Source organism: Streptomyces sp. NPDC096013, assembly GCF_044763565.1.
Classification (GTDB): Bacteria; Actinomycetota; Actinomycetes; order Streptomycetales; family Streptomycetaceae; genus Streptomyces.
Genome location: NZ_JBIWGK010000015.1, coordinates 183,876 through 205,910 on the forward strand (window position 1 = coordinate 183,876; position 22,035 = coordinate 205,910).

A 22,035-nucleotide genomic window follows, 5' to 3' on the forward strand; every position below is an offset into this window, starting at 1 on the left:
ACACGCCGACCCACAGAGCAGTCCACCGGTACCACTGAGCGGTTTTCCCGGAGGTCTCATGCTGGATTCACTCCTCAAGGCCGGCGCGGACGCGACGGTGGTCGAGGCGCCCCCGTACATCGCGGGCCAGTGGGGCGGTGAAGGTCCCGCCGCCACCCGAACGGGGCCGTATCTGCGCCGAGTTGTCAGCCGTACGACCCTCGCGACCGGGGAGGAGGTGTCCCGGGCCCTCGCCTACGCCCGCTCCTCGGCCCGTGCCGTGGCCGGGCTCGCCCCCGCGGCCCGCGCCGACATCCTGGACCGGGCCTCCCGTTCCGCCACCGCACACCGCGACGAGCTGGCCCGGCTGCTCGCCCTGGAACTGGGCAAGCCGGTCAAGGACGGGCGCGGCGAGATCGACCGCGTGGCGGACACCTTCGCGGTGTGTGCGTCCGAGGCCCGGCACATCGGGGGCGAGAACCTGCCCGTCGCCGGCTGGGCGCGAGGCATCGGCAACACCGCCCTCACCTACCGTGCGCCGGCCGGAGTGGCCCTCGCCATCACGCCGTTCAATGCCCCCGCCAACCTCCTCGCCCACAAACTCGGCGCCTCCTTCGCCGCCGGCAACACCACCCTCGTCAAGGCCCCGCCCCAGGCCCCGGCCGCCACCGCCGCGATCGTGGCGCTGCTCCTGGAGGCCGGACTGCCCCCGCAGGCCGTGCAGTTGCTGCACGGCGGCGCCGAGATCGGCGCGCTGCTGTGCGGGGCCGACGAGGTCGCCGTCATCAGCTTCACCGGCAGCGCGAAGAGCGGACGGGCCGTGGCGCGCGCGGCCGGGGCCAAGCGCCTGGTCCTCGAACTCGGCGGGAACGCTGCCACGATCGTCTGCGAGGACGCGGACATCGCCCAGGCCGCCAAGGAGTGCGCCCGCACCGGATACAGCAACTCCGGCCAGAGCTGCATCTCCGTCCAGCGCGTCTACGTCCACCGCTCCCGCTACGACGCCTTCCTCGACGCCTTCACCGCCGCCGTCGACACCCTGAAGGTCGGCGACCCGCTCGACCCGGCCACCGACGTGGGCTCCATGGTCGACGACGACGCCGCCGAACGCGTGGTGAGCTGGTCCGCCGAGGCCGCCGCCTCCGGCGCACGCCTGCTGCGCGGCGGCACCCGCGACGGTGCCACGGCCGCGCCCACCATCGTCGCCGGGCCACCCGAGTCCGCCTCGGTCGTCGTCCACGAGGTCTTCGGAGCGCTGGTCGCGGTGCTCCCGTACGACGACTTCGACGCGGTCATCGAGGCCTGCAACGCGAGCCGCTACGGCCTCCAGGCGGGCCTGTTCACCCGCGACATGGCACGCATCGTCACCGCCTGGCGCGAACTCCAGACCGGAGCGCTGATCGCCGGCGGCAGCTCCAACTACCGCCTCGACCATGTCCCCTTCGGCGGGGTCAAGGACTCCGGCTTCGGGCGCGAGACCCCACGCTCGATGATCGACGACTACACCGTCGTCAAGACCCTCGTGCTCCGGGGCCTGTCCGTCTGGGGCGACGCGAGCACGGTGGACGAAGGGACCGGCGCATGACCGTCACCGCGGCCGAGGCCCTGGTCGCCCAACTGGAGTCGTACGGCGTCGAGTTCGTCTTCGGCACCTGCGGCCACACCAACATCGCCCTGCTCGACGCGCTCGGCCCCAGCCCGATCGAGTTCGTGATCGCCCGCCACGAACAGGCCGCCGCCCACGCCGCCGACGGCTACGCCCGTGTCTCCGGGAAACCCGGCGTGCTGCTCACCCATGTCGGGCCCGGCATGATGAACGCGGTCACCGGCGTCGCCACCGCGGCCCTCGACTCCATCCCGCTGGTCGTCATCTCCGGCGACATCCCCTCCTACTACTACGGCCGCCACCCGCACCAGGAGGTGAACCTCCACGCGGACGCCGACCAGACCGCGATCTACCGCCCGTTCACCAAACGCGCCTGGCATGTCCACCGCGTCAACGACCTGGCCCGCACCACGGAACGGGCATTCTGGACGGCTGTCTCCGGGCGACCGGGCGCCGTACTCCTCAACGTTCCGATGGATCTGTGGAACCGGCAGGTCGAGGAGTACGCGGGAGAACACCCGCTGCCCGGAGGCCCGGCCCTGCCCGCTCTCGATCGGGACACCGCCGAACGCATCGCGCAGGCACTGCTGAGCGCCGAACGCCCCCTGATCTACTTCGGCGGCGGACTGCGCGAACCGGCCGCTGGCCGGGGCCTGTTGAACCTCGCCGAACACCTCGACATCCCGCTCGCGCACTCCCTGATGGGCAAGGGCGTGCTGCCCGACCACCATCCGCTGCTGCTCGGCATGCCGGGCTTCTGGGGCCTGGAGACGACGCACGACCACACCAGGAACGCCGATGTGGTCCTCGCGCTGGCGACCAGGTTCGCCGAGACCGACGCCAGCTCCTGGGATCCGGCCCACACCTGGAACTTTCCGCCGAGCCGGCTCCTCCAGATCGACATCGACCCCGCCGAGATCGGCCGCAACTACCCCGTCGAGATCGGAGCCGTCGCCGACGTGGGGGACGCGGTACGGGCCATCGACGCCGCCGTACGGACCGCGAGGCCCGAGCCCCTGCGCAGGAAGGGACTGCGCACGAGCATCGCCGCCGCCCGGCGGACCGTCTTCGACACCGCCCGCCAGGACGGACGCAGCGACGACTTCCCGCTGCGCCCGCAGCGCATCCTCGCCGACCTGCGCGACGCGCTGCCCGACGACGCGGTGCTCGTCACCGACGTCGGCTGGAACAAGAACGGCGTCGCCCAGTGCTACGAACTCCCCGACGGCGGACGGTTCATCACCCCGGGCGGAGCCTCGACCATGGGCTTCGGACCGGCCGCCGCGATCGGGGTGCAGATCGCCCAGCCGGACCGCGTGGTGGTCGCACTCGTCGGCGACGGCGGCATGAGCGCCCAGCTGCCCGCCGTGCCGATGGCCGTCGAACAGGGGCTGCCCGTCCTCTTCGTGGTGATGAACAACCGGGCCCACGGCACCATCGCCGACCTTCAGACAGCGTCGTTCGGCCGGTCCTACGGCTGCGCGTTCACGGATGCCGAAGGGCAGCCCTACAGCCCCGACTTCGCGGCGCTCGGCCAGTCCTGCGGCGCCGACGGATACACCGTCGCCACCCCCGCCGATCTCGCCAAGGCCCTCGCCGACGCGATCGCGCGACGCCGGCCCGCCGTCATCGACGTACCGATGGTGAACGAACCCGTGCCGACGCCGGGCCACTGGAACATCAAGGACATCTACCGCGGGTCCTTCACCGACTGAACTGCCCTTCTCCCAGGACGAGGTGACTCATGAGCCGCATCCCCCGACCATCCACCACGACACGTGCCACCGTCCGCACGGTGGTCGTGCTGACCGTGGCCCTCGCCGCGTGCAGCGCGCCCGGCGACTCGGGCACCGACAGCAAGGCGTCCTCCGGCCCCATCAAGATCGCCGTCGTCGACGCGCAGAGCGGCCAGCTCAGCTCGCTCGGGGACTGGGAGTACAAGGGAGCCAAACTCGCCGTCGACGAGTGGAACAAGAAGGGCGGCATCGACGGCCGGAAGATCCAGCTGAAGCTCTTCGACGACCAGGGCGACCCGACCGCCGGCACCAACATCGCCCGCAAGCTCGCCGCCGAGAAGTACGTCGCCATGCTCGGTACCGCGGAGAGCGCGGTGACCATCGCCATGGCACCGGTGCTCCAGCAGGCGAAGATCCCCAACATCACCTCCGGCCAGTCCGACGGCCTGGTCGCTCTGAAGAGCCCCTACCTCTTCCTCAACGGGCCGACCAGCACCACCTACGACACGACGCTCGCCCAGTACCTGATCAAGGACAAGGGCTACAAGAAGATCGCCATGATCACCAACAACGGCTCCTTCGGGACCGGCGAGCACGACGCCTTCCTCAAGGCGGCCAAGGGACTTGGTGTCTCGCCGTCGACCGACCAGGTGGTCACCACCGACCAGAAGGACTTCAGCGCCGCGCTCACGAAGATCCGCTCGAAGAAGCCCCAGGTCGTCTTCATCGGCTCGGAGGAGGTCGAGGCCGGCCTGATCGTCAAGCAGGCCCGGGACCTGGGCATCACGGCGCCCTTCGCGGGCGCCGCGCCACAGGGCACCCCCGTGTTCATCGACACCGCGGGCAAGGCAGCCGTCGAGGGCACCATCGTCAGCTCGCCCTATCTGAGCAACGACACGAGCGACGCCTCGAAGAAGTTCGCCGCGGCCTACAAGGCGGCCTACGGCAAGGACGCCGAACTGCACGGAGCCAAGGCGTACGACGGGGCGAACATCCTGCTGACCGCCCTCAGGACCAGCAAGGCCGCCACCGGCCGGGCCCTCGCCGACGCCATCCGCGCCACCGCGTACCAGGGCCTGCTCGGCGACTTCTCCTACGACACCACCGGGGTCGGCATCACCAAGACCACCATCGGGGTCATCAGCGACGGCCAACTGGCCGCGCAGCAGTAGTCATCGGGCATCCGGCAACGGGCAACGGGAGCACGCCGTGCAAGAGACACTGCAGACACTCGTCGGAGGCCTGAGCCTGGGAGCGGTCTACGCCCTGGTCGCCATGGGGTTCTCCCTCGTCTACCGCACCATGGGCCTGGTCAACTTCGCGCACGCCGACATCGCCATGATCGGCGCCTACGCGGCCTCCACCTTCTACCTGACGTCGAAACTGCCGTTCGCCGTGGCCATGATCGTGGCGATCGTCGTCACCGGCGCCATCGGTCTGGTCATCGAGCGGGTCCTGCGACCGCTGGAGAACAAGGACTTCGACCTCATGCTCATCGGCACCATCGGCTTCGGCATCGTCCTCCAGGCCGTCGCCATCCTCATCTGGGGCACCACCGGACGATCGGTCCCCTCGCCCGTCCGCGCCGCCCCGCTCGATCTGTTCGGGATCAGGGTCCGCACCTACGACCTCCTCGTCATGGGCGTCGCGGCGCTCGCCGTGACCGGCCTCGCCTGGTTCCTGGCACGCACGAAGCGCGGCGCGGCGATGCAGGCCGTCGCCATGGACCACGAGGCGGCCACCGCCGTCGGCATCGACGTCGGCCGCAGCAACGCCCTCGCCTTCGCCATCGGCGCCGGTCTCGCCGCTCTCGCGGGCGGACTCGTCGGCCCGATGCTGTACGTCGACGCCTCACTCGGTGGCGCCCTCGGGATCAAGGGCTTCGCCGCCGCCATGCTGGGCGGCTTCGGCTCCATCCCGGGAGCCGTCGTCGGCGGCCTCGCGATCGGCGTCCTCGACTCCTACGCGGCCGGACACTTCCAGGGCTACTCGGTCCTCGTGACCTTCCTGGTCTTCACCGTCGCCATCATGATCCGGCCGACGGGCGTCTTCGGCGAGAGGACGGTGAGCCGCGCGTGAAGGCCCGTATCGGTTCGCTCGGCGCCCTGGCCGCAGCCTTGTGGCTTCTGCCGTACGGATTGGGCAGTTACTCGATCCACGTCGTCGACATCGCTGCCATCTATGCCCTGTTGGCCATCGGCATGGGCCTCGCCATGGGCGTCTCCGGACAGATCAACCTCGCCCAGGTCGCCTTCTTCGGAGTCGGCGCCTACACCCTGGCGATCCTCACCACCCACTCCGGATACGGGTTCTGGCCGGCGGCCGTCCTCGCACTGCTCGCGACGGCGTTAACCGGCCTGCTCGTCGGTGTCCCCGCCCTGCGCATGCAGTCCCACTACCTGGGCATCGTCACCCTCGGCCTGGCACTCGGCTTCATCAACTGGATCACCAACACCTCGGTCACCGGAGGAGCCGACGGCATCTCCGGCATCCCCCTGCCGTCCCTCCCGGGCATCGACCTCTCCAGCGAATACCTCTACTACTACCTGGAGTTGGTGGTCTGCGCCCTCGGCCTCGGCTTCGGCCTGTTCGTCGTCCGCACCTCCCTCGGCCGACGCCTGCGCGCGATGCGCGACGACTCCCTGGCGGCCGGCGCGATGGGCGCCGAGATCCCGCTGCTGCGCATGACCGCCTTCGTCCTCGCCGGCCTCTACGGGGGCCTGGCCGGCGTCCTGTACGCGGGCCTCATCCGCTACGTGGCCCCCGAGACCTTCTCCATCGCCAACATGTTCATCCTGCTCGCCATGGTCATCATCGGCGGCCGGCGCTCCCTGGTCGGCTGCGTGGTCGGCGCGGTCGGACTGACCCTCATCCGCGAGTGGCTGTCCGACTTCTCGACGTACGCACAGCTCGGCTACGGCGTGGTGGTCGTCCTCATGGTCGTCTTCGCGCCCACCGGACTGGCCGGAATCCCGTCCAGGGCAAGGGAGTTCGTGCACCGCAGGCGCGGAGACGCCGGAACACGGGCGGAGTTGCGCCCCTTCCAGCCCTACCAGGAGACCGCCCCGTCGGTCGCCTCGGATGTGCCCCTGCTCGACATCCGGTCCATCACCAAGGACTTCCGTGGCCTGCGCGCCCTGGACGACGTCTCCCTGACGGTCACGGTGGGCGAGATCCGCGGCATCGTCGGTCCGAACGGCTCGGGGAAGACCACGCTGTTCAACGTCATCAGCGGCTTCTACCGGGCGAGTTCGGGGCGCGTAGGGTTCGCCAGCCGCGACACGACGACCACCCGCCCGTACGCCCTCTCCCAGCTGGGGCTGGCCCGGACGTTCCAGAACCTGCGCCTGTTCCGGCAGTTGACGGTCCGGGAGAACATCCTGGTCGCCCTGGACCGCACACACACGTACTCGGTCTGGCAGTACGCGCTGTGGCAGCCCGGCGTGCTGCGCCGCGAGCGGAACCTGCGCCGACAGGCCCACGAACTCCTGGAACGCTTCGGACTCACCGACTTCGCGGATGCCGCGCCCGGCGCACTGCCGTACGGCATCCAGCGGCGCATCGAGATCGCCCGCGCCATGGCCGCCCGGCCCCGGCTCCTGCTGCTCGACGAGCCGGCAGCGGGGCTGAACGGAGAAGAGGTGCAACAGCTCGCGGGCATCGTGCGCTCCATCCGGGACAGCGGCACCACCGTCGTCCTGATCGAGCACAACATGGGCCTTGTCATGTCGCTGTGCGAGCGCGTCACGGTGCTCTCCGGCGGCGGCATCATCGCGGAGGGCACACCGGCCGAAGTGGTCGCCGCGCCCGAGGTGATCGAGGCGTATCTGGGTGACTCCGTGATGGCGGAGGTCCCGCTGCCGGACCCGGCGCCGGCCCCCGCTCCGAAGGAGACGACCCGATGAGGACTTCCCCCGCTGCCCGCGACACGGCCGCCGCCACACTCACCGTCGAGGACCTCTCCGTGCACTACGGCGGCGTGTGCGCGGTCCAGTCGATCGGCTTCAGCGTGGAGCCGGGCGCCTCGGTCGGCATCATCGGCGCCAACGGCGCGGGCAAGACCTCCACCCTCAAGGCACTGATGGGCCTGGTCCCGCGCAGCGGCGGACATGTGACGCTCGGCGAGCACGACCTGACCCGGGTCCGGGCCCGCGACATGGTGCGGCACGGCATTGGCTACGTACCGGAGGGCCGCCATGTCTTCCCCGGCCTGACCGTGGAGAAGAACCTGCTGCTCGGCGCCTACGCGCGCCGCTGGGACGACGAGACCCGGGCCACCCTGGACGAGGTGCACGAACTCTTCCCAGTGCTACGGGAGATGAGCGGACGGCTGGCCGGAGCCCTCTCCGGAGGACAGCAGCAGATGCTCGCCATCGGCCGCGCCCTGATGGCCGGACCGCGCCTTCTCCTCCTCGACGAACCGTCGATGGGCCTGTCGCCCAAACTCGTCGGCTTCATCCTCGACACCCTGCGTCGGCTGCGCGAGGAAGGCCTGAGCCTGCTCCTGGTCGAGCAGAACGCCAAGCTCACCTTCGGCGCGACCAGTCACTGCCTCGTCATGGAGAACGGGAGCGTGGCCATGACCGGAACCTCCGAGGAACTCAGCCGGGACACCCGGGTCCGCCAGATCTACCTGGGACTGTGAACGGTGGGCCCGTCGATGTCCCCTGACTCGTATGTCATCGGCCTGATCGGCTCCGGCATCGGCGCTTCGTTCAGCCCCATGCTCCACGAACGGGAGGGGGACCTGCACGGCCTGCGCTACCTCTACCGCCTGATCGACCTCGACCGTATCGGCGCCGATCCCAGCAGAGTCGGTGAACTGGTGCGTGCGGCCAAGGACATGGGCTATCGCGGCCTCAACATCACCCACCCTTGCAAACAGCTCGTCATCGGCAGTCTCGACGAACTCGCCCCTCAGGCCGAGGCGATCGGCGCCGTCAACACCGTCGTCTTCGAAGGCGACGGCCCGGGCCGCCGAGCCGTGGGGCACAACACCGACGTCACCGGCTTCTCCGCTGTCATCGACCGGGAGCTGACGGACGCCCCACGGGAGCGCGTCGTGCAACTCGGCGCCGGGGGAGTGGGCACCGCCGTCGCGCACGCACTGCTCACCCGTGACACCGGCCACCTCACCGTCGTCGACCCGCTGACGGACCGAGCCGAGGCCCTCGCGGCAACCCTGAACCGACGATTCGGCGACGGCCGGGCGAGCGCCCGGGCTCCGGACGGCCTCCCGGCCGCGACGGCCGGAGCCGACGGCCTCGTCCACGCCAGCCCCACCGGCATGCTCGCGCACCCCGGACTTCCCCTGCCGGCCGACCTGGTGCGCCCCGGCTCGTGGGTCGTCGACGTCGTCTATCAGCCGCTCGAGACCGAGTTGCTGAGGGTGGCGCGCGCCCGGGGTTGCCCCGCGCTGAACGGCGTCGGCCTGCTCGTGTTCCAGGCGGCCGACGCCTTCCGGCTCTTCACCGGACGAGAACCGGACCGCACCCGCATGCTCGCTCACGCCGCCGAACTGGCCGCATCGGGGTGAGGACCGGGGCAACGGGAGGCGGCGGCGCCGCGCGAACACGAGATGCGCGCGGCCCGTCAGGTCTGGCGAGGGCCGACCAACTCCCGGTACAGCGCTTCCCGTTCCTTGCTGCCGTCCTCGGTCTTGGCGAGCCTCTGCACCCACTCCTGGTTGATTTCGTCGAGGAACTCGCGCCAGTTTCCGCCGCTGTGCTTCTGCGCGAGGTCGGAGAGCTCGACCAGGCGGGAGTTGTCCTTCAGCTTGCCGCCGCCCACCTTGTCGCCCTTGTGGCCGTGCAGGACGGACTCGTCGTTGGCGGTGGCCTCGCTGGAAGTGGCCTTGTGCTCATAGCCGACCGGGCTCTTGGCGTGCGGGGCGAGGGTCTCTATGCCGACCAGGAGGGAACCCTTCGTCTTCGCGGTCGGTTTCTGGAAGACCAGCAGCATGTGACCCCAGGAACCGTTGGGCAGGATCACGTCGCCGTTCCAGTCGGAGCCACCGAGACCGCCGCCCGCGATGTCCATGCCCATGAGCAGCGGCGCCTTCGAGCCCGCCTTGGAGAAGAAGTTCTTCACGGCGGCCGGGAGTTCGCCCTCCTCCTGGAACTTTCCGGGCTTCCCGTCCTTGTCCTCGGTGATCTTCGTACGGTGCGTCGCGAAATCGCGGGGGGTCACCGAGGGCCCGGGCTGACGGGCCGGTTCCTGGCCCGCCGTGTCCGGTTGTTCCGGGACCGGCTGGGTGACGCCCAGGAAGTCGGTGAGGTCGTACGGCGACTGCCCGTCGGTCAGGGCGGGGATGTCGATGACGACCCGGCCGCCGTGGGCCAGCGCCCGGATGACGTCCTGCCCGTGGTCGTCCACGTGGGACTTCCGGCCGGCGTCGTAGAGCTTCAGACCGTTGCGGAGGATCAGCAGCACCTTCGTGAGCATCTCCCGGGCGTCCTTGTCCTTGGGCGCCCACTTCTGCGTGGATTCCTTGTCCGCGTCGGGGTGCCGCCGGTCGGCCGGGATGCCGGCCGGGTGAAGGGTGTCGACGGCGGTCTGCCGGATCTGTTCGTAGGCCTCCCGCTTCATCTCCTCCTTCACGTCGTCCGGGATGTTGGGGGACTTGGTCGTCATGAACCTGCCGAGGGTGTAGTCCGGGTGGCTCGGGGGAGCCTCCATCGCCTGAACCATGTGCGGATGCCGCCTCTGGAAGGCCAGCGTGGCGGTGAGCACCCGTTTGCCGGAGGGCAGCTTCATCCAGTCGTCGAACCGGCCCCCTACATATGTGTCGGCGTCCTCGTACGTGCCGATGCCGATCCTTTGGAGCCACTTCGGGTTGACGCTCGAAAGGTGCTTGATGTCCGCGAGCTCCTGGTCGGTGAACGGCTCACCGAGCTTCACTCGGCGGTCCAGGGTGCGCCGTAGTTTGGGCTCCCCCTCGACCATCCACTCCTCGGGCCACCACGTGTTGGGGGCGAGCCAGCCGACCTTGATCTTCTGAAGGACCGTGTGGTCGGGGATCGACTTCATCAGGCGCCGGATCTGCTGCGCACCGTGCTTGTCGCCACGGGCGGCCTCCGGCGCGGGCGCCTCCTGCTCCTGGGCGGACTGTGCCGGGGCGTCGCTGCCGACGCGCTGGACCGCTACCCCGGCCCCGTCGCGGCCGTGGACATGCCCGTGATCTACGGCCCCCGCCTCCTGGCTCGCGCCCTCGCGATGCTGCCCCGCACCCACGTCCCCGGACGCCACCCGTTGCAGGTGGGTCAGCCATGGGCCGGTGATGGGGGCGGCCGGCGTGGTGGTCCGGGACGGGCCACCACGTCTCTGCCCGGTCTCCGGGCTGCGCTGCCGCTGGTGGGGGTGCACGCGGACTCCTCCTCGCTGACCTGGGCGGTTGCCGGTCGGCTCCGTTCTACGCCGCACCGCGCCTCGGGGGAAGGTCCGCTCGGGCAGAGTCCGTTGCCCTGTTTTGCACGTGAGCGCCGTACTACCGCGCACGTCCGTGTTCATGGTCATGGGGACGCCTGGACCCGCGGGGGAGGCCGCTCCGCCTCCTATACTCCAGGGGTGTCCGAGACGTCCCCTACTCCGAACTTCTTCCATGTGTCGTCCGTGCTCAACAGGCGGTCGATCACGCGGCATGGCCTGGACTGGGCCCGGATGAGCGGCGCACGGGGAATCGCCGGCAGCCGCCGCCCGGAGGCGGAGGGGATCTTCGTCTGCCGGGGCGAGGAAGAAGCAGGGTTCTTCTTTCGGATCAACAACACCGGTGGCCCGGTCGACCTGTGGGCCGTGGACGGCGTCGATGAGGAACTGCTCGTCGACAACGGCAACGGATTCGTCTACCTGCCCGGCCGCATACCGGCCGCGCGAGTCCGCCTCGTGCGAGCGGACGTTCCTCCTGAGTCCGGTTCTTGACTCCGCGCGGTTCTACGGCTTGACCATGTGGGGGGCTGCATCCTGGGCCGCCGCCAGCATTCTGGGCGGCCTCGACCCCGAGGTGGCGCCGCCGAACTCATCTCATGACGCGGGTCCGGAGGATGTAAGCGCTCCGCCCGGTCGTATCCAGCCCAGTGTTTTCACAACTCTGCGCGCCGGGGGACCGCGGGAGCGCTCAGCGTTCCGCCGCGAACGACTCGATGTAGGCCAGCGCGCCGTACAGCGCGTCCCGCAGGGGTGTGGACTCGCCGGCTGCCTGGTCCAGCAGGGCTCCGCCCTGGAACGCGGCGGTGAGCAGGTGGGCGAGCGCGACCGGGTCGGCCTCCGGCCGTAGTTCGCCACGTTCGCGCATCGCGCTCAGACCGCGCTTGAACAGTTCCTGCCACCGCTGGAAGCCATCGGCCACCGCCTCGCGGTGGGAGGGCTCGGTCTTGACGACCTCGGCGGCCAGCGAGCCGAAGGTGCAGCCGCCGCGCATCATGTCCTGCGAGGCGATGTACGTGTCGGCCCAGCGGTGCAGAGCCGCGAAGGAGTCCAACTCACCCAGCTCGGGCGCCTGGTGGCGGGCGACGATGCCATCGGCCCGCCAGGCGAGCACCGCGCGCACGAGGGACTCCTTGGTGGGGAAATGGCGCGTCAGCTGTGAGCCGCTGACGCCGGCGGCCTCCCGGATCTGTTCGTTGTTGGTTTTCTGCGCGCCGTGTTCGTAGATCAGCTCAGCGGCCGCCCGGACGATGCGTTCGCGTGTGGCCAGGCCCTTGGCGGTCAGTTTCTGACCCGGCGCTTCGCTGGTAGCGGTCATGGCCACCACCATACAACAAAAAAGGGCTTGACAGCCCCTTCTGTGAGGTGTTCCCTGGGGGCAGGTCGAAAAAGGGCTGCCAGGCCCATTCTTTTGGAAGGCGGACGGGATGTCCACACAGGTGGCACGGACAGCGACCGCGACCACAGTGCTGGGCGCACCGGCCCTCGCCGAGTCCGGTCACCCCCGCCGCTGGAGCATCATGGCGGTGCTGGGTGCGGTGGCCTTCATGGCGCAGGTCGACTTCTTCGTCGTCAACGTCGCCCTCGACGGGATCGGCCGGTCGTTCCCGGGCGCAGGCTTCGCGAACGTCTCGTGGGTGCTCTCGGCCTACGCGATCGTCTTCGCCGCCGTCCTCGTGCCGGCGGGCCGGATCGCGGACCAGTGGGGACGCAAGAAGGTGCTGCTGGCCGGGGTGGCCCTCTTCACTCTCACCTCCGCCGCCGCGGCCGTCGCACCGACTCTCGGCGTGCTGGTCGCCGCCCGCGCTCTCCAGGCCGTCGGCGCGGCGATGATCGTGCCGACCTCGCTCGGCCTGCTCTACCCGAGCTTCCCCCAGCGCCAGCACACCCTGGTCGTCGGCCTCTGGGCGGGCGTGGGCGCGATCGCGGCCTCGGCGGGTCCGCCCGTCGGCGGACTGCTCGTCACCCTCGACTGGCGGTGGATCTTCCTGATCAACGTCCCCGTGGGCATCGCCACTCTCGTCGCGGGCGCGCTGATCCTGCCCGAGGTGCGCCAGCCCAAGGGCAGCGCACTGCCGGACCCGGTATCCGCCCTCGCGCTGCTGCTCGCCGTGAGCCTGCTGGTGCTCGCCACCGTCCAGGGTCCGGGATGGGGCTGGACGGACATCCGCACCCTGACGCTGTTCGCCGCAGCCGCACTGGCCGCCGCCGCGACCGTCGAACGCACCCTGCGCGCCGAAGCGCCGGTGATCGAGAGGCAGTTGTTCGCCGGACGGCAGTTCACCGTCGCCACCGTGGCACTCTTCCTGTTCTCCGTCGGCTTCGCGATCGTCCTGCTCAGCACCGCCCTGTTCATGCAGCAGGTCTGGCACTTCAGCCCGCTGCGCGCCGGCGTCTCCATCGCCCCGGCCCCGCTGGCCTCGATCGCGTTCGCCATGAACGCCGGTCCCATCCAGAGCCGCTTCGGACGCACCGGCCCCGCCGTGACCGGCACCCTGGCCATGGCACTCGCCGCCGTCTACTGGCTCGCCACCATCCACACCGCCCCCGACTACTGGGGCGCCATGTTCCCGGGCCTGATCCTGGTCGGCCTCGCCGGCGGTCTGGCCTGGGCACCGCTGTTCGCCGCCGCCGGCACCCTCGCACCCGAACGCGCCACCACCGGCAGCGCTGTACTCAACATGAGCCGCCAGATCGGCAGCGCCGTGGGCGTGGCCCTTCTTGTCGCCCTCGCACCGCGGGCCACGACCACCGGGTTCGAGCACGCCTGGTGGGTCCAGGCCGGCGCCGGACTCGCCGCGGCCGCCGCGCTGATCGTCCTCCGGCCCCGTCGCCCCTGACCACGGCCCTGGCGCCTCTGTTTATGAGCCCGCCGCCTCTGACCATGAGCCCGCCGTCATAGTGCGGCACCCGCCAACTCCCTTTCAGAACCCGGAGAAGACCACCATGGAACGCCACTTCCTCGTCATCGGCGCCACCGGCAAGACCGGCCGCCACACCACCGAACTCCTCCTCCGGCGCGGCCACCGCGTCCGCGCGCTCGTCCGTGGCCTCGACGCCCGCGCCGAGCGGCTCGCCGCCCTTGGGGCCGACGTCGTGGAAGGCGACGTACTCGACCTGGACTCCCTGGCCCGCGCGACCAAGGGGATCGACGCCTTGTACTTCACCTACCCGATCCGCCCCGGCCTGCTGGACGCGACCGCGAACGTGGCACAGGCGGCGGAGGAGAACGACGTCCGGGCGATCGTGAACATGTCGCAGGTCTCCGCCCGCCGCCACACCGCCAGCAACGCCGCACGCCAGCACTGGGTCGCCGAACGCGTCCTGGACCGCTCCCCGGTCTCCGTCACCCACATCCGCCCGACCTTCTTCGCCCAGTGGCTGATCGACAACTGGGCCGACGGAACCGGCGAACTGCGCCTGCCGTTCGCCGACGGACGCCACGCCCCCATCGCGGAGAGCGACCAGGCGAAGGTGATCGCGGCCATCCTCGAAGATCCCGCCCCGCACGCCGGCCAGATCTACCCGCTGTACGGAGCCGAGGAACTCGACCACCACCAGATCGCCGAGAAGATGTCGAAGGCGCTGGGCCGCGACGTCACCTACGTGCCCATCGAACTCGACGAGTTCGCCGCCATCATGCGCGGGCGCGGCGCACCGGACCATCTGATCCAGCACCTGCTCGCGGTGGCCGTCGACTACCGCAACGGCGTCTTCGCCGGCACCAACGACCTCGTGAAGACAATCGGCGGCAGCGACCCCCTCGACGTCGAGGGCTTCATCGCCCGCAACCGCGCGGCCTTCGGCCTGCCGACCACCTGAACACCCCTGACTTCCCCACCGCCTCAACACCGGAGAACACCATGAGCGTCTGGTTCATCACCGGATCCTCCCGAGGCTTCGGCCTGGAGATCACCCGTGCCGCCCTCGCCGCAGGCCACCACGTGGTCGCCACGGCCAGACAGGCCGAGACCGTCCGCGAGCAGTTCCCCGACGCCGGTGACGCGCTGCTCACCGTGCCGCTGGACGTGACCGACCCGCAGAGCATCCGGGCGGCCGTCGACGCCGCTGTCGAACGCTTCGGCCGCATCGACACCCTGGTCAACAACGCGGGCACCGGCCTGCTCGCCGCCGTGGAAGAGTCCGACGACGCAGCGGTCCGCGCGCTGTTCGAGACCAACGTCTTCGGCCCCCTCGCCGTCCAACGCGCCGTGCTGCCGGTACTGCGCGGGCAGCGCTCCGGCCATGTGATCAACATCAGCTCCATCGTGGGGTTCGGCACCGCGCCGGGCTGGGGCATCTACGCCTCCACGAAGTTCGCCGTGGAGGGCTTCACCGAGACCCTCCACGCCGAACTGGCCCCACTCGGCATCCACGTGACCCTCGTCGAACCCGGCTTCTTCCGCACCGACTTCCTCGACCCCGCCAGCCTGCACACCGGCCCCGACACCATCGACGACTACGCACCCACCGCCGGCGCGATGCGGAAGGCCGCCGCGACGCTGAACCACGCCCAACCCGGCGACCCGGCCAAGGCGGCACGCGCCATCGTCGAGATGGCCGCCACCCCTGAACCGCCCCTGCGCCTCCCCCTCGGCACCGACACCCTCCAGGCCTTCGACACGAAGCTCGACGCCTTCCGGAAGGAGTTGGACGCCTGGCGGCATGTCGCACGGTCCACCGATCACGACTACTACTCAAGCCAGTGAGTGAACAAGCTGACAGTCGCATGATCGGCGCCGGAAGAGCTGTGGACGTTGTTCCAGCGGGTGGTGTCATCGCCACCGGTACGTGCGCGGGGCGGGGGGCGTCGTAGGCGAGGAGACCGCGAGGTTCAGGTTTTGCGGGTTGGTGTTCTGGAGGGGGTGTGGCGTCCTTCGCGGACTGTCAGCCGTCCTGTGCTGCTGGAGACGACTCATCCACCCCACCATGCAGGACACGGTCATAGGCCCCGTCCGCGAGAGCGATCGCGTCCGCCTCGGGGACTCCCAGCGTCAGCAGGCTCGTGATCGTCGCTGCACGCGCTCCGAGAGTTCCGTCCGAAAGGTCGCTGTCCGCGACGGCGAACACGGTGCCGTAGGCGAGCTGGCTCAGAATGGCCGCCGGCAGATGTCGCGCGAAAACCTCGCTGTCCTGGCCCCGCTGTACGAGGTCGGCGAGGAGCTCGTCGACCGGTCCGAGAAGGCTGTGGATCTCGTCGCCGTACTCTCCACGGCGCAGCGCCAACAGTGCTCGGTAGCGATGCGTCAGCGGCCACACACGGGCGACGAACTCGGCCCATGTCTCGTCCGCTTCAGCGCCGTCGGCGCCGAGTTCGGTGAGCACGGCGGTCATCTCGGAGACGGCCCGTTTCGTGAGTGTCCGAAGCAGGTCGAGACGCGAGGGGAAATGACCGTAGACCGTGCGTCGGACGACGCCGGCGGCGGCGGCGATGTCGCCCATGGCGGCGTCTGGGTTCTCTCCCAGCGTGGTGAGAGCGACGTCGAGGATGCGATCGCGTGTCGCGTTCGTCGCGCGCTCACGGGCGGACTCGGTGGCCATGACGAGATCATTGCACACCGGTGCGCAATGGCATACGCTGCACAGCGGTGTGCAGTGAGATGTTGCGCCCCGCCTCGAAGTGCCTCGAAGTGCAATGACAAGAGGAGAACGCAGTGACCACACTGCCGCGACCCACCTCGGCCCACGTCCGTCCGTTCACCCTCTCGATCCCGGAGACGGAGATCGACGACGTGAAGCAGCGCCTGGCCAGAACTCGGTGGCCGGACCCGGAGACAGTGGACGACTGGTCGCAGGGTGCCCGCCTGGAGAACGTCACATCCCTTGTCGAATGCTGGGAACGCAGCTACGACTGGCGGCGCCTCGAATCCCGCCTCAATCGATTCCCCCAGTTCCTGACCGAGATCGACGGGCTGGACATCCACTTCATCCACGTCAGGTCCAAGAACCCCCGAGCGATGCCCCTGATACTCACTCATGGGTGGCCGGGATCGATCCTCGACTTCGTGAAGCTGATCGGCCCGCTGACCGATCCCGTCGCGTTCGGAGGAGACGCCGCCGATTCCTTCGACGTCGTCGTCCCCTCGCTCCCCGGATTCGGGTTCTCCCAGAAACCCACGGGCACCGGGTGGACCGTGTCGCGTATCGCAAGCGCGTGGGCGGAGCTGATGAAGCGCCTCGGCTACACGAGATGGACCGCGCAGGGCGGGGACTGGGGAGCCGTCGTCACCACCGCCCTCGGCGCGCTGCAACCCGAGGGGCTTCTGGGAATCCATCTGAACACCCAGTACGCCTTTCCCGCGCAGATCCCCAAAACCCTCTCGCCCGAACAGCGTCACGCCGTGGAGACCCTCGCCCTCTACGCCGGCCACCTCGGCGGATCGAACCACCTGCAAGGAACGAAGCCGGAGACTGTCGGATTCGCCCTGGCGGACTCTCCCGCCGGTCAGGCGGCCTGGATCTACGAGAAGTTCCAGTCGAAAACAGACAACCAGGGCCTTGCCGAGGACGCCCTGAGCGTGGACGACATGCTCGATGCGATATCGCTCTACTGGTTCACCAACAGCGCGGCGTCGTCCGGCCGCATCTACTGGGAGAACAGCTCCCAGACTTTCGCCGGCCCGAAACTGACGCTTCCGGTCGCGGTGACCGTCTTCCCCAAAGACATCCCACGCCTGCCACGAAACTGGATTGAGGACACCTACAGCAATCTGATCCACTACGGCGAAGCCGACAGGGGCGGACACTTCGCAGCACTGGAACAACCCGAGATCCTTGTCGACGAAATCCGAACCGGCCTGCGGAGCCTTCGCTCCTGAGAGCCCGTAAGGCGATCCTGTGACAGATCCCGCCGAACCGGATGGCATCGACGCGGCGCGCCCTGGTCCGGCACGCCAAGCGGTGAAAGATGCAGGCTTCCGCGACTGCGCCAGCCGCGCCGCGATGGGAAGCCAACGCCGATCGGCCATCGTGCAGTCAACCCCGCCATCGGGCACCGCGGTCAGCAGGACTCCGCCACTGAGCGCCAACTTCCATGCTGCGCAGCGAAGTTCACCCGCATTCGGGTGCGGTGTGGCGGCCGGGCATAATCCGCGCATGGAGTCCGCGATCACTGCTTCCTGGATACGGATCGAGAACTGGCTCGCCCAACTCGCACCGACGACGTTCGTCGCTCTCGCACCGCCTGCGACGCGTGCGGCCTTGGAAGCGGTGCAGGTTGAGACCGGTGAGCCACTCCCGGAGGCGCTGACCGACTGCCTGCTGCGGCACGATGGAACCGGCTTCGCGGCGTTGCTGCCGCCGTTCTGGTGTCTGCTGGACACCAGCGGCATCGTCGAGAGCCACCGCACGGCCGTACGCCTCAACGCCGAGGTGTTCGGCGACGCGACGGAGGACGACCGCGACGGCGACGACGGCTTGTGGTGGCACCGCCAGTGGATTCCCTTCGCCACCGACGGAGCCGCCAACCATCTCGTCCTCGACCAGCGGCCCCACCGCAGGACCGGACGGATCGGCAACGCCGACCACGAGACGGGCTGTTTGTTCGGTACGCAACCCCTTTGGGAGTCACTGCCCGCGCTTCTGGAGGCAACGGCCACCGCTCTGGAGACCGGGGAACCACTGGACGGCTGCCTGCCGCTGGTCGCGGGCGGCGAGCTGCGCTGGGAGGTGCTGTGAAGAGCAGGCTGGGCAGCCTGGGGTCACGATCCGGTGATCGAACAGGTCAGGGCACTCGGCGTGGAAGTCCTGACGGCGGCCTGACGCCGGCCTGACGCCGCGACCGAGGCGAACGAACACCGTTATGGCGACATAGCGCTACAGCGATACGGCACTACAGCGATACGACGACTCGTGCGCGGCGCGGCAGCGCGGACATCGGGACCTGCTTCTGCGTGGCTGCCTCGGCGGAGGGAACTGGCGAACTGGCGGGGAAGCAGGGGGCCGACGCCGACCCTCCGCCGTGGTCAGAGCGTGACGACGACCTTCCCGTGGACATGGCGTCCGGCCTGGAGCGTCACGGCGTCGCGGATCTTCTCGACCGGGAAGGCCGCGGCGATGGGGACGGTCAGCCCACCGGCGAGGATCGCGGCGGTGATCCGCCCCAGGGCGTCCGGCCCTGCGTCGACCGCGCCGGTGGCGTGGACGCCGTCGGGTACGTCGGGGCCCGCGGCGACCGTGGAGATCCGCTCGGGCGCGACACCGAGAGCCAGCGCGGCCTCGGCCGTCTCGGTGCCGAACAGGTCGGTCGCGGCCGTGACCCCGCCGAGCGGCAGTGCCCGGACCCGGTCCGCCAGCCCCGGGCCGTAGGCCACCGGTTCGGCGCCCAACTGCCGTAGGAACGCGAAGGTTTCCGGTGCCGCGGTGCCGATCACGGTGGCGCCGGCGAGCTGGGTGAGCTGTACGGCGAACACGCCCACGCCGCCTGCGGCTCCGCCGATCAGGACGGTGTCGCCGGGCTCCGGGCGGATCGCCGCCAGCGCGGCGACCGCGGTGAGGCCGGCCACCGGGAGGACGCTCGCCACCTCGTCGCTGATCTCCCTAGGGGTGTGCCACAGGCGGTCGGCAGGCGGCCTGACCACGACGAAGTCGGCCACCGCTCGGCCCAGGGCGCCACCGTGGACGCGGTCGCCCACGGCGAAGTCCGTGACGCCGTCGCCGACTTCGTCGATCACGCCGGCGAGGTCGGACCCGAAGCCGGAGGGCGCGGTGATGCCGAACCGGGCCGCCAGCTCCGGCCGCGCGGCGATGGCCCAGTCCATCGGGTTCAGCCCGGCGGCCGTCACCCGCACACGGACCTCGCCCGGACCGGCATGCGGCTCGGGGACTTCGCGCAGCTCCAGCACCTCGGGGCCTCCGAACGCTTCGTAGATCACGGCTCGGCTCATGGGACGACTCCTGACGGGATGGGCGAAAGAACGCGTAACGGGACTTGGTCCCATCACCGTACACTAGTGATGGGACCAAGTCCCGTGAGTGATGAAACCAAGTCCCATAAGCTGTGCTCATGGCTCGCTGGGAACCCAACGCCTCCGAACGGCTGGCTCACGCCGCGCTCGACCTGTTCGCCGAGCGCGGCTACGACAACACGAGCGTGATCGACATCGCGCAGCGCGCCGGGCTGGGGAAGAGCACCTTCTTCCGGCACTTCCAGGACAAGAGGGAAGTGCTCTTCGGCGGCGGCGCCGTGAACGTACTGCTCACCGAGGCGATCGCCTCGGCACCGGCGACCGCCGATCCGTTCGAGGCGGTCGCGCACGCACTGGACGCGGCGGGTGCGGAGGTGTTCACGGCCGCGCGCCGCGCCTTCACCGCCCGCAGGCAGGCGGTGATCGCCGCCAACCCCGAACTGCGGGAACGCGAGGCCCTGAAGAACCTCACCCTCGTCGCCTCCGTGGCCGACGCGCTCAAACGGCGAGGCGTCCCCGACCTGACCGCCCGCGTGGCTGCGGAACTCGGTTCGCTCGCCTCCGCCATCGCCTATGAACGCTGGGTCGAGGCAGGGGACGACGCCGAGTTCGGCGCGTTCGCGCGCCAGGCGCTCGATGACGTGCGGGCTGCTACGGGTTCGGTCTCGCCCTGAGACGTGAGCGTGCGCCGGGCGGGCGAGGACGATGAACGCGGCGCGGTCGGCGTCGCGGGGCCGACGGATGAATCTTCGTCGCCGGTCGGGGCACTCGCCTGACGTCAGCGTTCACCCGCCCCCGGAGAGGTCATGACGGAGCATACGGAAGGCCCTGAGCACAGCCGGTTCTGCAAGGCATGCGGCGCGCCCGCCGGAGACGGGAAGCTGTGCCGACACTGCGGAGTCGTGCTGGAGATCCCTGAGGAGGCGAGCCTGGTCGACGACGAAGGCGCGGCCGTACGGCGGGACTTCGAGGGCCGGGGCACCCCACCCGACGGGGAGGCCCCGCCGCAGCGGAAGCGGACGCTGAGGCAACTGAGCCACGTCCGGGGCTTCTACGGAGCGGGCGTCGCCCTCTGGGCCGTCTCGACGGCCTGGGCGGCATGGGACTCTCCTGGAAGCCGACCGATGTGGACGTCGGTGCTTCTCCTTGTCGTCTTCGCGGGCTTGCTCGCCCTCACAACCGTGTGGTTGCGGCGCCTTGAGGGCGCGGGTGGAGAAGGGCCGGCCCGGCACGCCGCACCGCGATCGACGGTTGTTCCGCGCATCACGGCTTCCCGCTCGACGCACTAGGCGCTGTTTCTCGGATCGCCGTCCGTAGATGGGGTGTTGGGGGCAGGCTGGCTTTATGGGACGTGGAGACCTGACGAATGCGGAGTGGGATCGGCTGGAGTCGTTCTTACCTCGCGGTGGTGCGCGTGGGGGCCGGTGGAGTGATCACCGGCGGGTGATCAACGGGGTGCTCTACCGGGTCCGCACAGGGGTGCAGTGGCGGGATCTGCCGGAGCGGTTCGGACCGTGGGAGACGGTCTACAAACGTCATCGTCGCTGGTCAGCAGACGGTACCTGGCAGATGCTGCTGTCGAAGGTGCAGGCCGCCGAGGACGCCGCGGGCCACATCGACTGGGAGGTGTCCGTCGACTCCACGGCAGTACGCGCTCACCAGCACGCCGCCGGCGCGCGGAAAGCGCCGCCCGCCGCGGCTGCTCAAAAGGGGGTTCGCGCGAGGACGAACCAGATCGATCCCGCGCTTCGGAAACTGGCCGTCCGGCTGGAGGAGGTGGTCAGGTCGGCGAATGCCTGGGACGCTCCCGCGGCGGCTTCACCACCAAGATCCACCTCGCAGCAGACGGACGATGCCGACCGCTCGCCGTCCTCCTGACACCCGGCCACTACGGTGACGGCCCCCAGCTGCAGCACGTCCTGGAGCAGGTGTCGGTACCCCGCAGCAGGGTCGGCCGGCCTCGCAGCCGGCCCGACCATGTCCTGGCCGACAAGGCCTACACATCCCGCGCGAACCGCCGCTACCTGCGACGACGCGGCATCTCGCACACCATCCCCGAACGACTCGACCAACGCAGACACCGACGCAACCGCGGTTCCCAAGGTGGCCGGCCCACCGGGTTCGACCGCGAACGCTACAAGAAACGCAACACCGTTGAGCGAGCCGTCAACCGCCTCAAAGGCTTCCGCGCGGTCGCCACACGCTACGAAAAACGGGCCTACACCTACCTCGGCACCCTCACCGTCGCAGCACTCATCATCTGGCTCCGCACATGATCCGAGAAACAGCGCCTAGTACTCCAGCAGCACTTTGACGTTTTCCCTGCTCAGGGGAGGTTTCGGTGAGTGTAGTGGGCTGATGGTCGGTCCGTGTTCTCTTTCCCGCA

The 22,035-nt window shown here is 69.7% G+C and carries 20 protein-coding genes; 16 read left to right on the forward strand and 4 right to left on the reverse strand.

All coding sequences use genetic code 11. The features are described 5' to 3' along the window. Positions 1-58: 58 nt before the first annotated feature. Genes ACIRB1_RS37310 through ACIRB1_RS37340 form a run of 7 tightly spaced genes read left to right on the forward strand, consistent with a single transcriptional unit; the run spans position 59 to position 8,857 of the window. Positions 59-1,564 carry an aldehyde dehydrogenase family protein gene (locus ACIRB1_RS37310; RefSeq protein ID WP_403468645.1) on the forward strand — a complete coding sequence of 502 codons (1,506 nt, stop codon included), beginning with the start codon at positions 59-61 and terminating at the stop codon, positions 1,562-1,564. After that, positions 1,561-3,300, forward strand: coding sequence for a thiamine pyrophosphate-binding protein (locus ACIRB1_RS37315; RefSeq protein WP_403468646.1), 1,740 nt, complete (start codon positions 1,561-1,563; stop codon positions 3,298-3,300). Before ACIRB1_RS37310 ends, ACIRB1_RS37315 begins: the two co-directional genes overlap by 4 nt. A 29-nt stretch (positions 3,301-3,329) precedes the next feature. Further along, the gene (locus tag ACIRB1_RS37320; RefSeq protein ID WP_352182876.1) at positions 3,330-4,493 is read left to right on the forward strand and encodes an ABC transporter substrate-binding protein; all 1,164 of its coding nucleotides are present in this window, start codon (positions 3,330-3,332) and stop codon (positions 4,491-4,493) included. A 37-nt stretch (positions 4,494-4,530) separates the two neighbouring features. Further along, a complete protein-coding gene (locus ACIRB1_RS37325) occupies positions 4,531-5,400 on the forward strand; it encodes a branched-chain amino acid ABC transporter permease (protein ID WP_352182877.1) in 870 nt (289 codons plus the stop codon). Then, a complete protein-coding gene (locus ACIRB1_RS37330; protein WP_403468647.1) occupies positions 5,397-7,226 on the forward strand; it encodes an ATP-binding cassette domain-containing protein in 1,830 nt (609 codons plus the stop codon). Before ACIRB1_RS37325 ends, ACIRB1_RS37330 begins: the two co-directional genes overlap by 4 nt. After that, complete coding sequence (locus ACIRB1_RS37335) at positions 7,223-7,966, forward strand: ABC transporter ATP-binding protein (protein WP_403468648.1); 744 nt, start codon at positions 7,223-7,225, stop codon at positions 7,964-7,966. The genes ACIRB1_RS37330 and ACIRB1_RS37335 overlap by 4 nt, the downstream gene beginning before the upstream one ends. A 15-nt stretch (positions 7,967-7,981) precedes the next feature. After that, positions 7,982-8,857, forward strand: coding sequence for a shikimate dehydrogenase (locus ACIRB1_RS37340; protein WP_403468649.1), 876 nt, complete (start codon positions 7,982-7,984; stop codon positions 8,855-8,857). A 56-nt stretch (positions 8,858-8,913) separates the two neighbouring features. Here the strand turns inward: ACIRB1_RS37340 and ACIRB1_RS37345 are convergent, their stop codons facing one another. After that, positions 8,914-10,686 carry a PE-PGRS family protein gene (locus ACIRB1_RS37345; protein WP_403468650.1) on the reverse strand — a complete coding sequence of 591 codons (1,773 nt, stop codon included), beginning with the start codon at positions 10,684-10,686 and terminating at the stop codon, positions 8,914-8,916. A 201-nt stretch (positions 10,687-10,887) separates the two neighbouring features. On the opposite strand from ACIRB1_RS37345, the gene ACIRB1_RS37350 reads away from it, so the two are divergent. Further along, complete coding sequence (locus tag ACIRB1_RS37350; protein ID WP_352182881.1) at positions 10,888-11,238, forward strand: hypothetical protein; 351 nt, start codon at positions 10,888-10,890, stop codon at positions 11,236-11,238. A gap of 196 nt (positions 11,239-11,434) precedes the next feature. Here ACIRB1_RS37350 and ACIRB1_RS37355 read toward each other — a convergent pair whose 3' ends face one another. Beyond that, on the reverse strand, positions 11,435-12,061 hold the full coding sequence (locus tag ACIRB1_RS37355) for a TetR/AcrR family transcriptional regulator (RefSeq protein ID WP_403468651.1): 627 nt from the start codon (positions 12,059-12,061) through the stop codon (positions 11,435-11,437). A 109-nt stretch (positions 12,062-12,170) separates the two neighbouring features. On the opposite strand from ACIRB1_RS37355, the gene ACIRB1_RS37360 reads away from it, so the two are divergent. From ACIRB1_RS37360 to ACIRB1_RS37370, 3 genes are all read left to right on the forward strand, one after another. Further along, positions 12,171-13,583 (forward strand): MFS transporter, encoded by a 1,413-nt coding sequence (locus ACIRB1_RS37360; RefSeq protein WP_403468652.1) that lies wholly within the window; start codon positions 12,171-12,173, stop codon positions 13,581-13,583. A 106-nt stretch (positions 13,584-13,689) separates the two neighbouring features. Beyond that, positions 13,690-14,565: an NAD(P)H-binding protein gene (locus tag ACIRB1_RS37365; protein WP_403468653.1), complete on the forward strand. Its 876-nt coding sequence runs from the start codon at positions 13,690-13,692 to the stop codon at positions 14,563-14,565. A 41-nt stretch (positions 14,566-14,606) separates the two neighbouring features. After that, on the forward strand, positions 14,607-15,452 hold the full coding sequence (locus ACIRB1_RS37370; RefSeq protein ID WP_403468654.1) for an oxidoreductase: 846 nt from the start codon (positions 14,607-14,609) through the stop codon (positions 15,450-15,452). A gap of 178 nt (positions 15,453-15,630) precedes the next feature. Here the strand turns inward: ACIRB1_RS37370 and ACIRB1_RS37375 are convergent, their stop codons facing one another. Next, on the reverse strand, positions 15,631-16,284 hold the full coding sequence (locus ACIRB1_RS37375) for a TetR/AcrR family transcriptional regulator (RefSeq protein WP_403468655.1): 654 nt from the start codon (positions 16,282-16,284) through the stop codon (positions 15,631-15,633). 113 nt (positions 16,285-16,397) lie between these two features. On the opposite strand from ACIRB1_RS37375, the gene ACIRB1_RS37380 reads away from it, so the two are divergent. After that, entirely contained in the window at positions 16,398-17,561 is a 1,164-nt protein-coding gene (locus ACIRB1_RS37380) for an epoxide hydrolase family protein (protein ID WP_403468656.1), read from the forward strand. 277 nt (positions 17,562-17,838) lie between these two features. Beyond that, positions 17,839-18,420 (forward strand): SMI1/KNR4 family protein, encoded by a 582-nt coding sequence (locus tag ACIRB1_RS37385; protein ID WP_352182888.1) that lies wholly within the window; start codon positions 17,839-17,841, stop codon positions 18,418-18,420. Between the two features lie 287 nt (positions 18,421-18,707). On the opposite strand, the gene ACIRB1_RS37390 is transcribed toward ACIRB1_RS37385, so the two are convergent. Beyond that, positions 18,708-19,628: an NADP-dependent oxidoreductase gene (locus ACIRB1_RS37390; protein WP_352182889.1), complete on the reverse strand. Its 921-nt coding sequence runs from the start codon at positions 19,626-19,628 to the stop codon at positions 18,708-18,710. Positions 19,629-19,747: 119 nt separating this feature from the next. On the opposite strand from ACIRB1_RS37390, the gene ACIRB1_RS37395 reads away from it, so the two are divergent. The 3 genes from ACIRB1_RS37395 to ACIRB1_RS37405 all read left to right on the forward strand — a co-directional run bounded on the left by ACIRB1_RS37395 (position 19,748) and on the right by ACIRB1_RS37405 (position 21,925). Beyond that, a complete protein-coding gene (locus ACIRB1_RS37395; protein WP_403468657.1) occupies positions 19,748-20,323 on the forward strand; it encodes a TetR/AcrR family transcriptional regulator in 576 nt (191 codons plus the stop codon). A gap of 228 nt (positions 20,324-20,551) precedes the next feature. Beyond that, positions 20,552-20,938 carry a hypothetical protein gene (locus ACIRB1_RS37400; RefSeq protein WP_352182891.1) on the forward strand — a complete coding sequence of 129 codons (387 nt, stop codon included), beginning with the start codon at positions 20,552-20,554 and terminating at the stop codon, positions 20,936-20,938. 55 nt (positions 20,939-20,993) lie between these two features. Further along, positions 20,994-21,925 (forward strand): IS5 family transposase gene (locus ACIRB1_RS37405; protein ID WP_403468658.1). Its coding sequence is split into 2 segments (ribosomal slippage): positions 20,994-21,372 and positions 21,372-21,925, totalling 933 coding nucleotides; the frame shifts between segments, so codons are not numbered across the junction. Positions 21,926-22,035 lie beyond the last annotated feature (110 nt).

Bases quoted from the DNA above. Each gene is read 5' to 3' on its own strand.
- ACIRB1_RS37375 (WP_403468655.1), bottom strand. From the start codon at position 16,284: ATGGCCACCGAGTCCGCCCGTGAGCGCGCGACGAACGCGACACGCGAT.
- ACIRB1_RS37335 (WP_403468648.1), top strand. From the start codon at position 7,223: ATGAGGACTTCCCCCGCTGCCCGCGACACGGCCGCCGCCACACTCACC.
- ACIRB1_RS37340 (WP_403468649.1), top strand. From the start codon at position 7,982: ATGTCCCCTGACTCGTATGTCATCGGCCTGATCGGCTCCGGCATCGGC.
- ACIRB1_RS37395 (WP_403468657.1), top strand. From the start codon at position 19,748: ATGGCTCGCTGGGAACCCAACGCCTCCGAACGGCTGGCTCACGCCGCG.
- ACIRB1_RS37310 (WP_403468645.1), top strand. From the start codon at position 59: ATGCTGGATTCACTCCTCAAGGCCGGCGCGGACGCGACGGTGGTCGAG.
- ACIRB1_RS37315 (WP_403468646.1), top strand. From the start codon at position 1,561: ATGACCGTCACCGCGGCCGAGGCCCTGGTCGCCCAACTGGAGTCGTAC.
- ACIRB1_RS37360 (WP_403468652.1), top strand. From the start codon at position 12,171: ATGTCCACACAGGTGGCACGGACAGCGACCGCGACCACAGTGCTGGGC.
- ACIRB1_RS37320 (WP_352182876.1), top strand. From the start codon at position 3,330: ATGAGCCGCATCCCCCGACCATCCACCACGACACGTGCCACCGTCCGC.
- ACIRB1_RS37385 (WP_352182888.1), top strand. From the start codon at position 17,839: ATGGAGTCCGCGATCACTGCTTCCTGGATACGGATCGAGAACTGGCTC.
- ACIRB1_RS37370 (WP_403468654.1), top strand. From the start codon at position 14,607: ATGAGCGTCTGGTTCATCACCGGATCCTCCCGAGGCTTCGGCCTGGAG.
- ACIRB1_RS37355 (WP_403468651.1), bottom strand. From the start codon at position 12,061: ATGACCGCTACCAGCGAAGCGCCGGGTCAGAAACTGACCGCCAAGGGC.
- ACIRB1_RS37390 (WP_352182889.1), bottom strand. From the start codon at position 19,628: ATGAGCCGAGCCGTGATCTACGAAGCGTTCGGAGGCCCCGAGGTGCTG.
- ACIRB1_RS37365 (WP_403468653.1), top strand. From the start codon at position 13,690: ATGGAACGCCACTTCCTCGTCATCGGCGCCACCGGCAAGACCGGCCGC.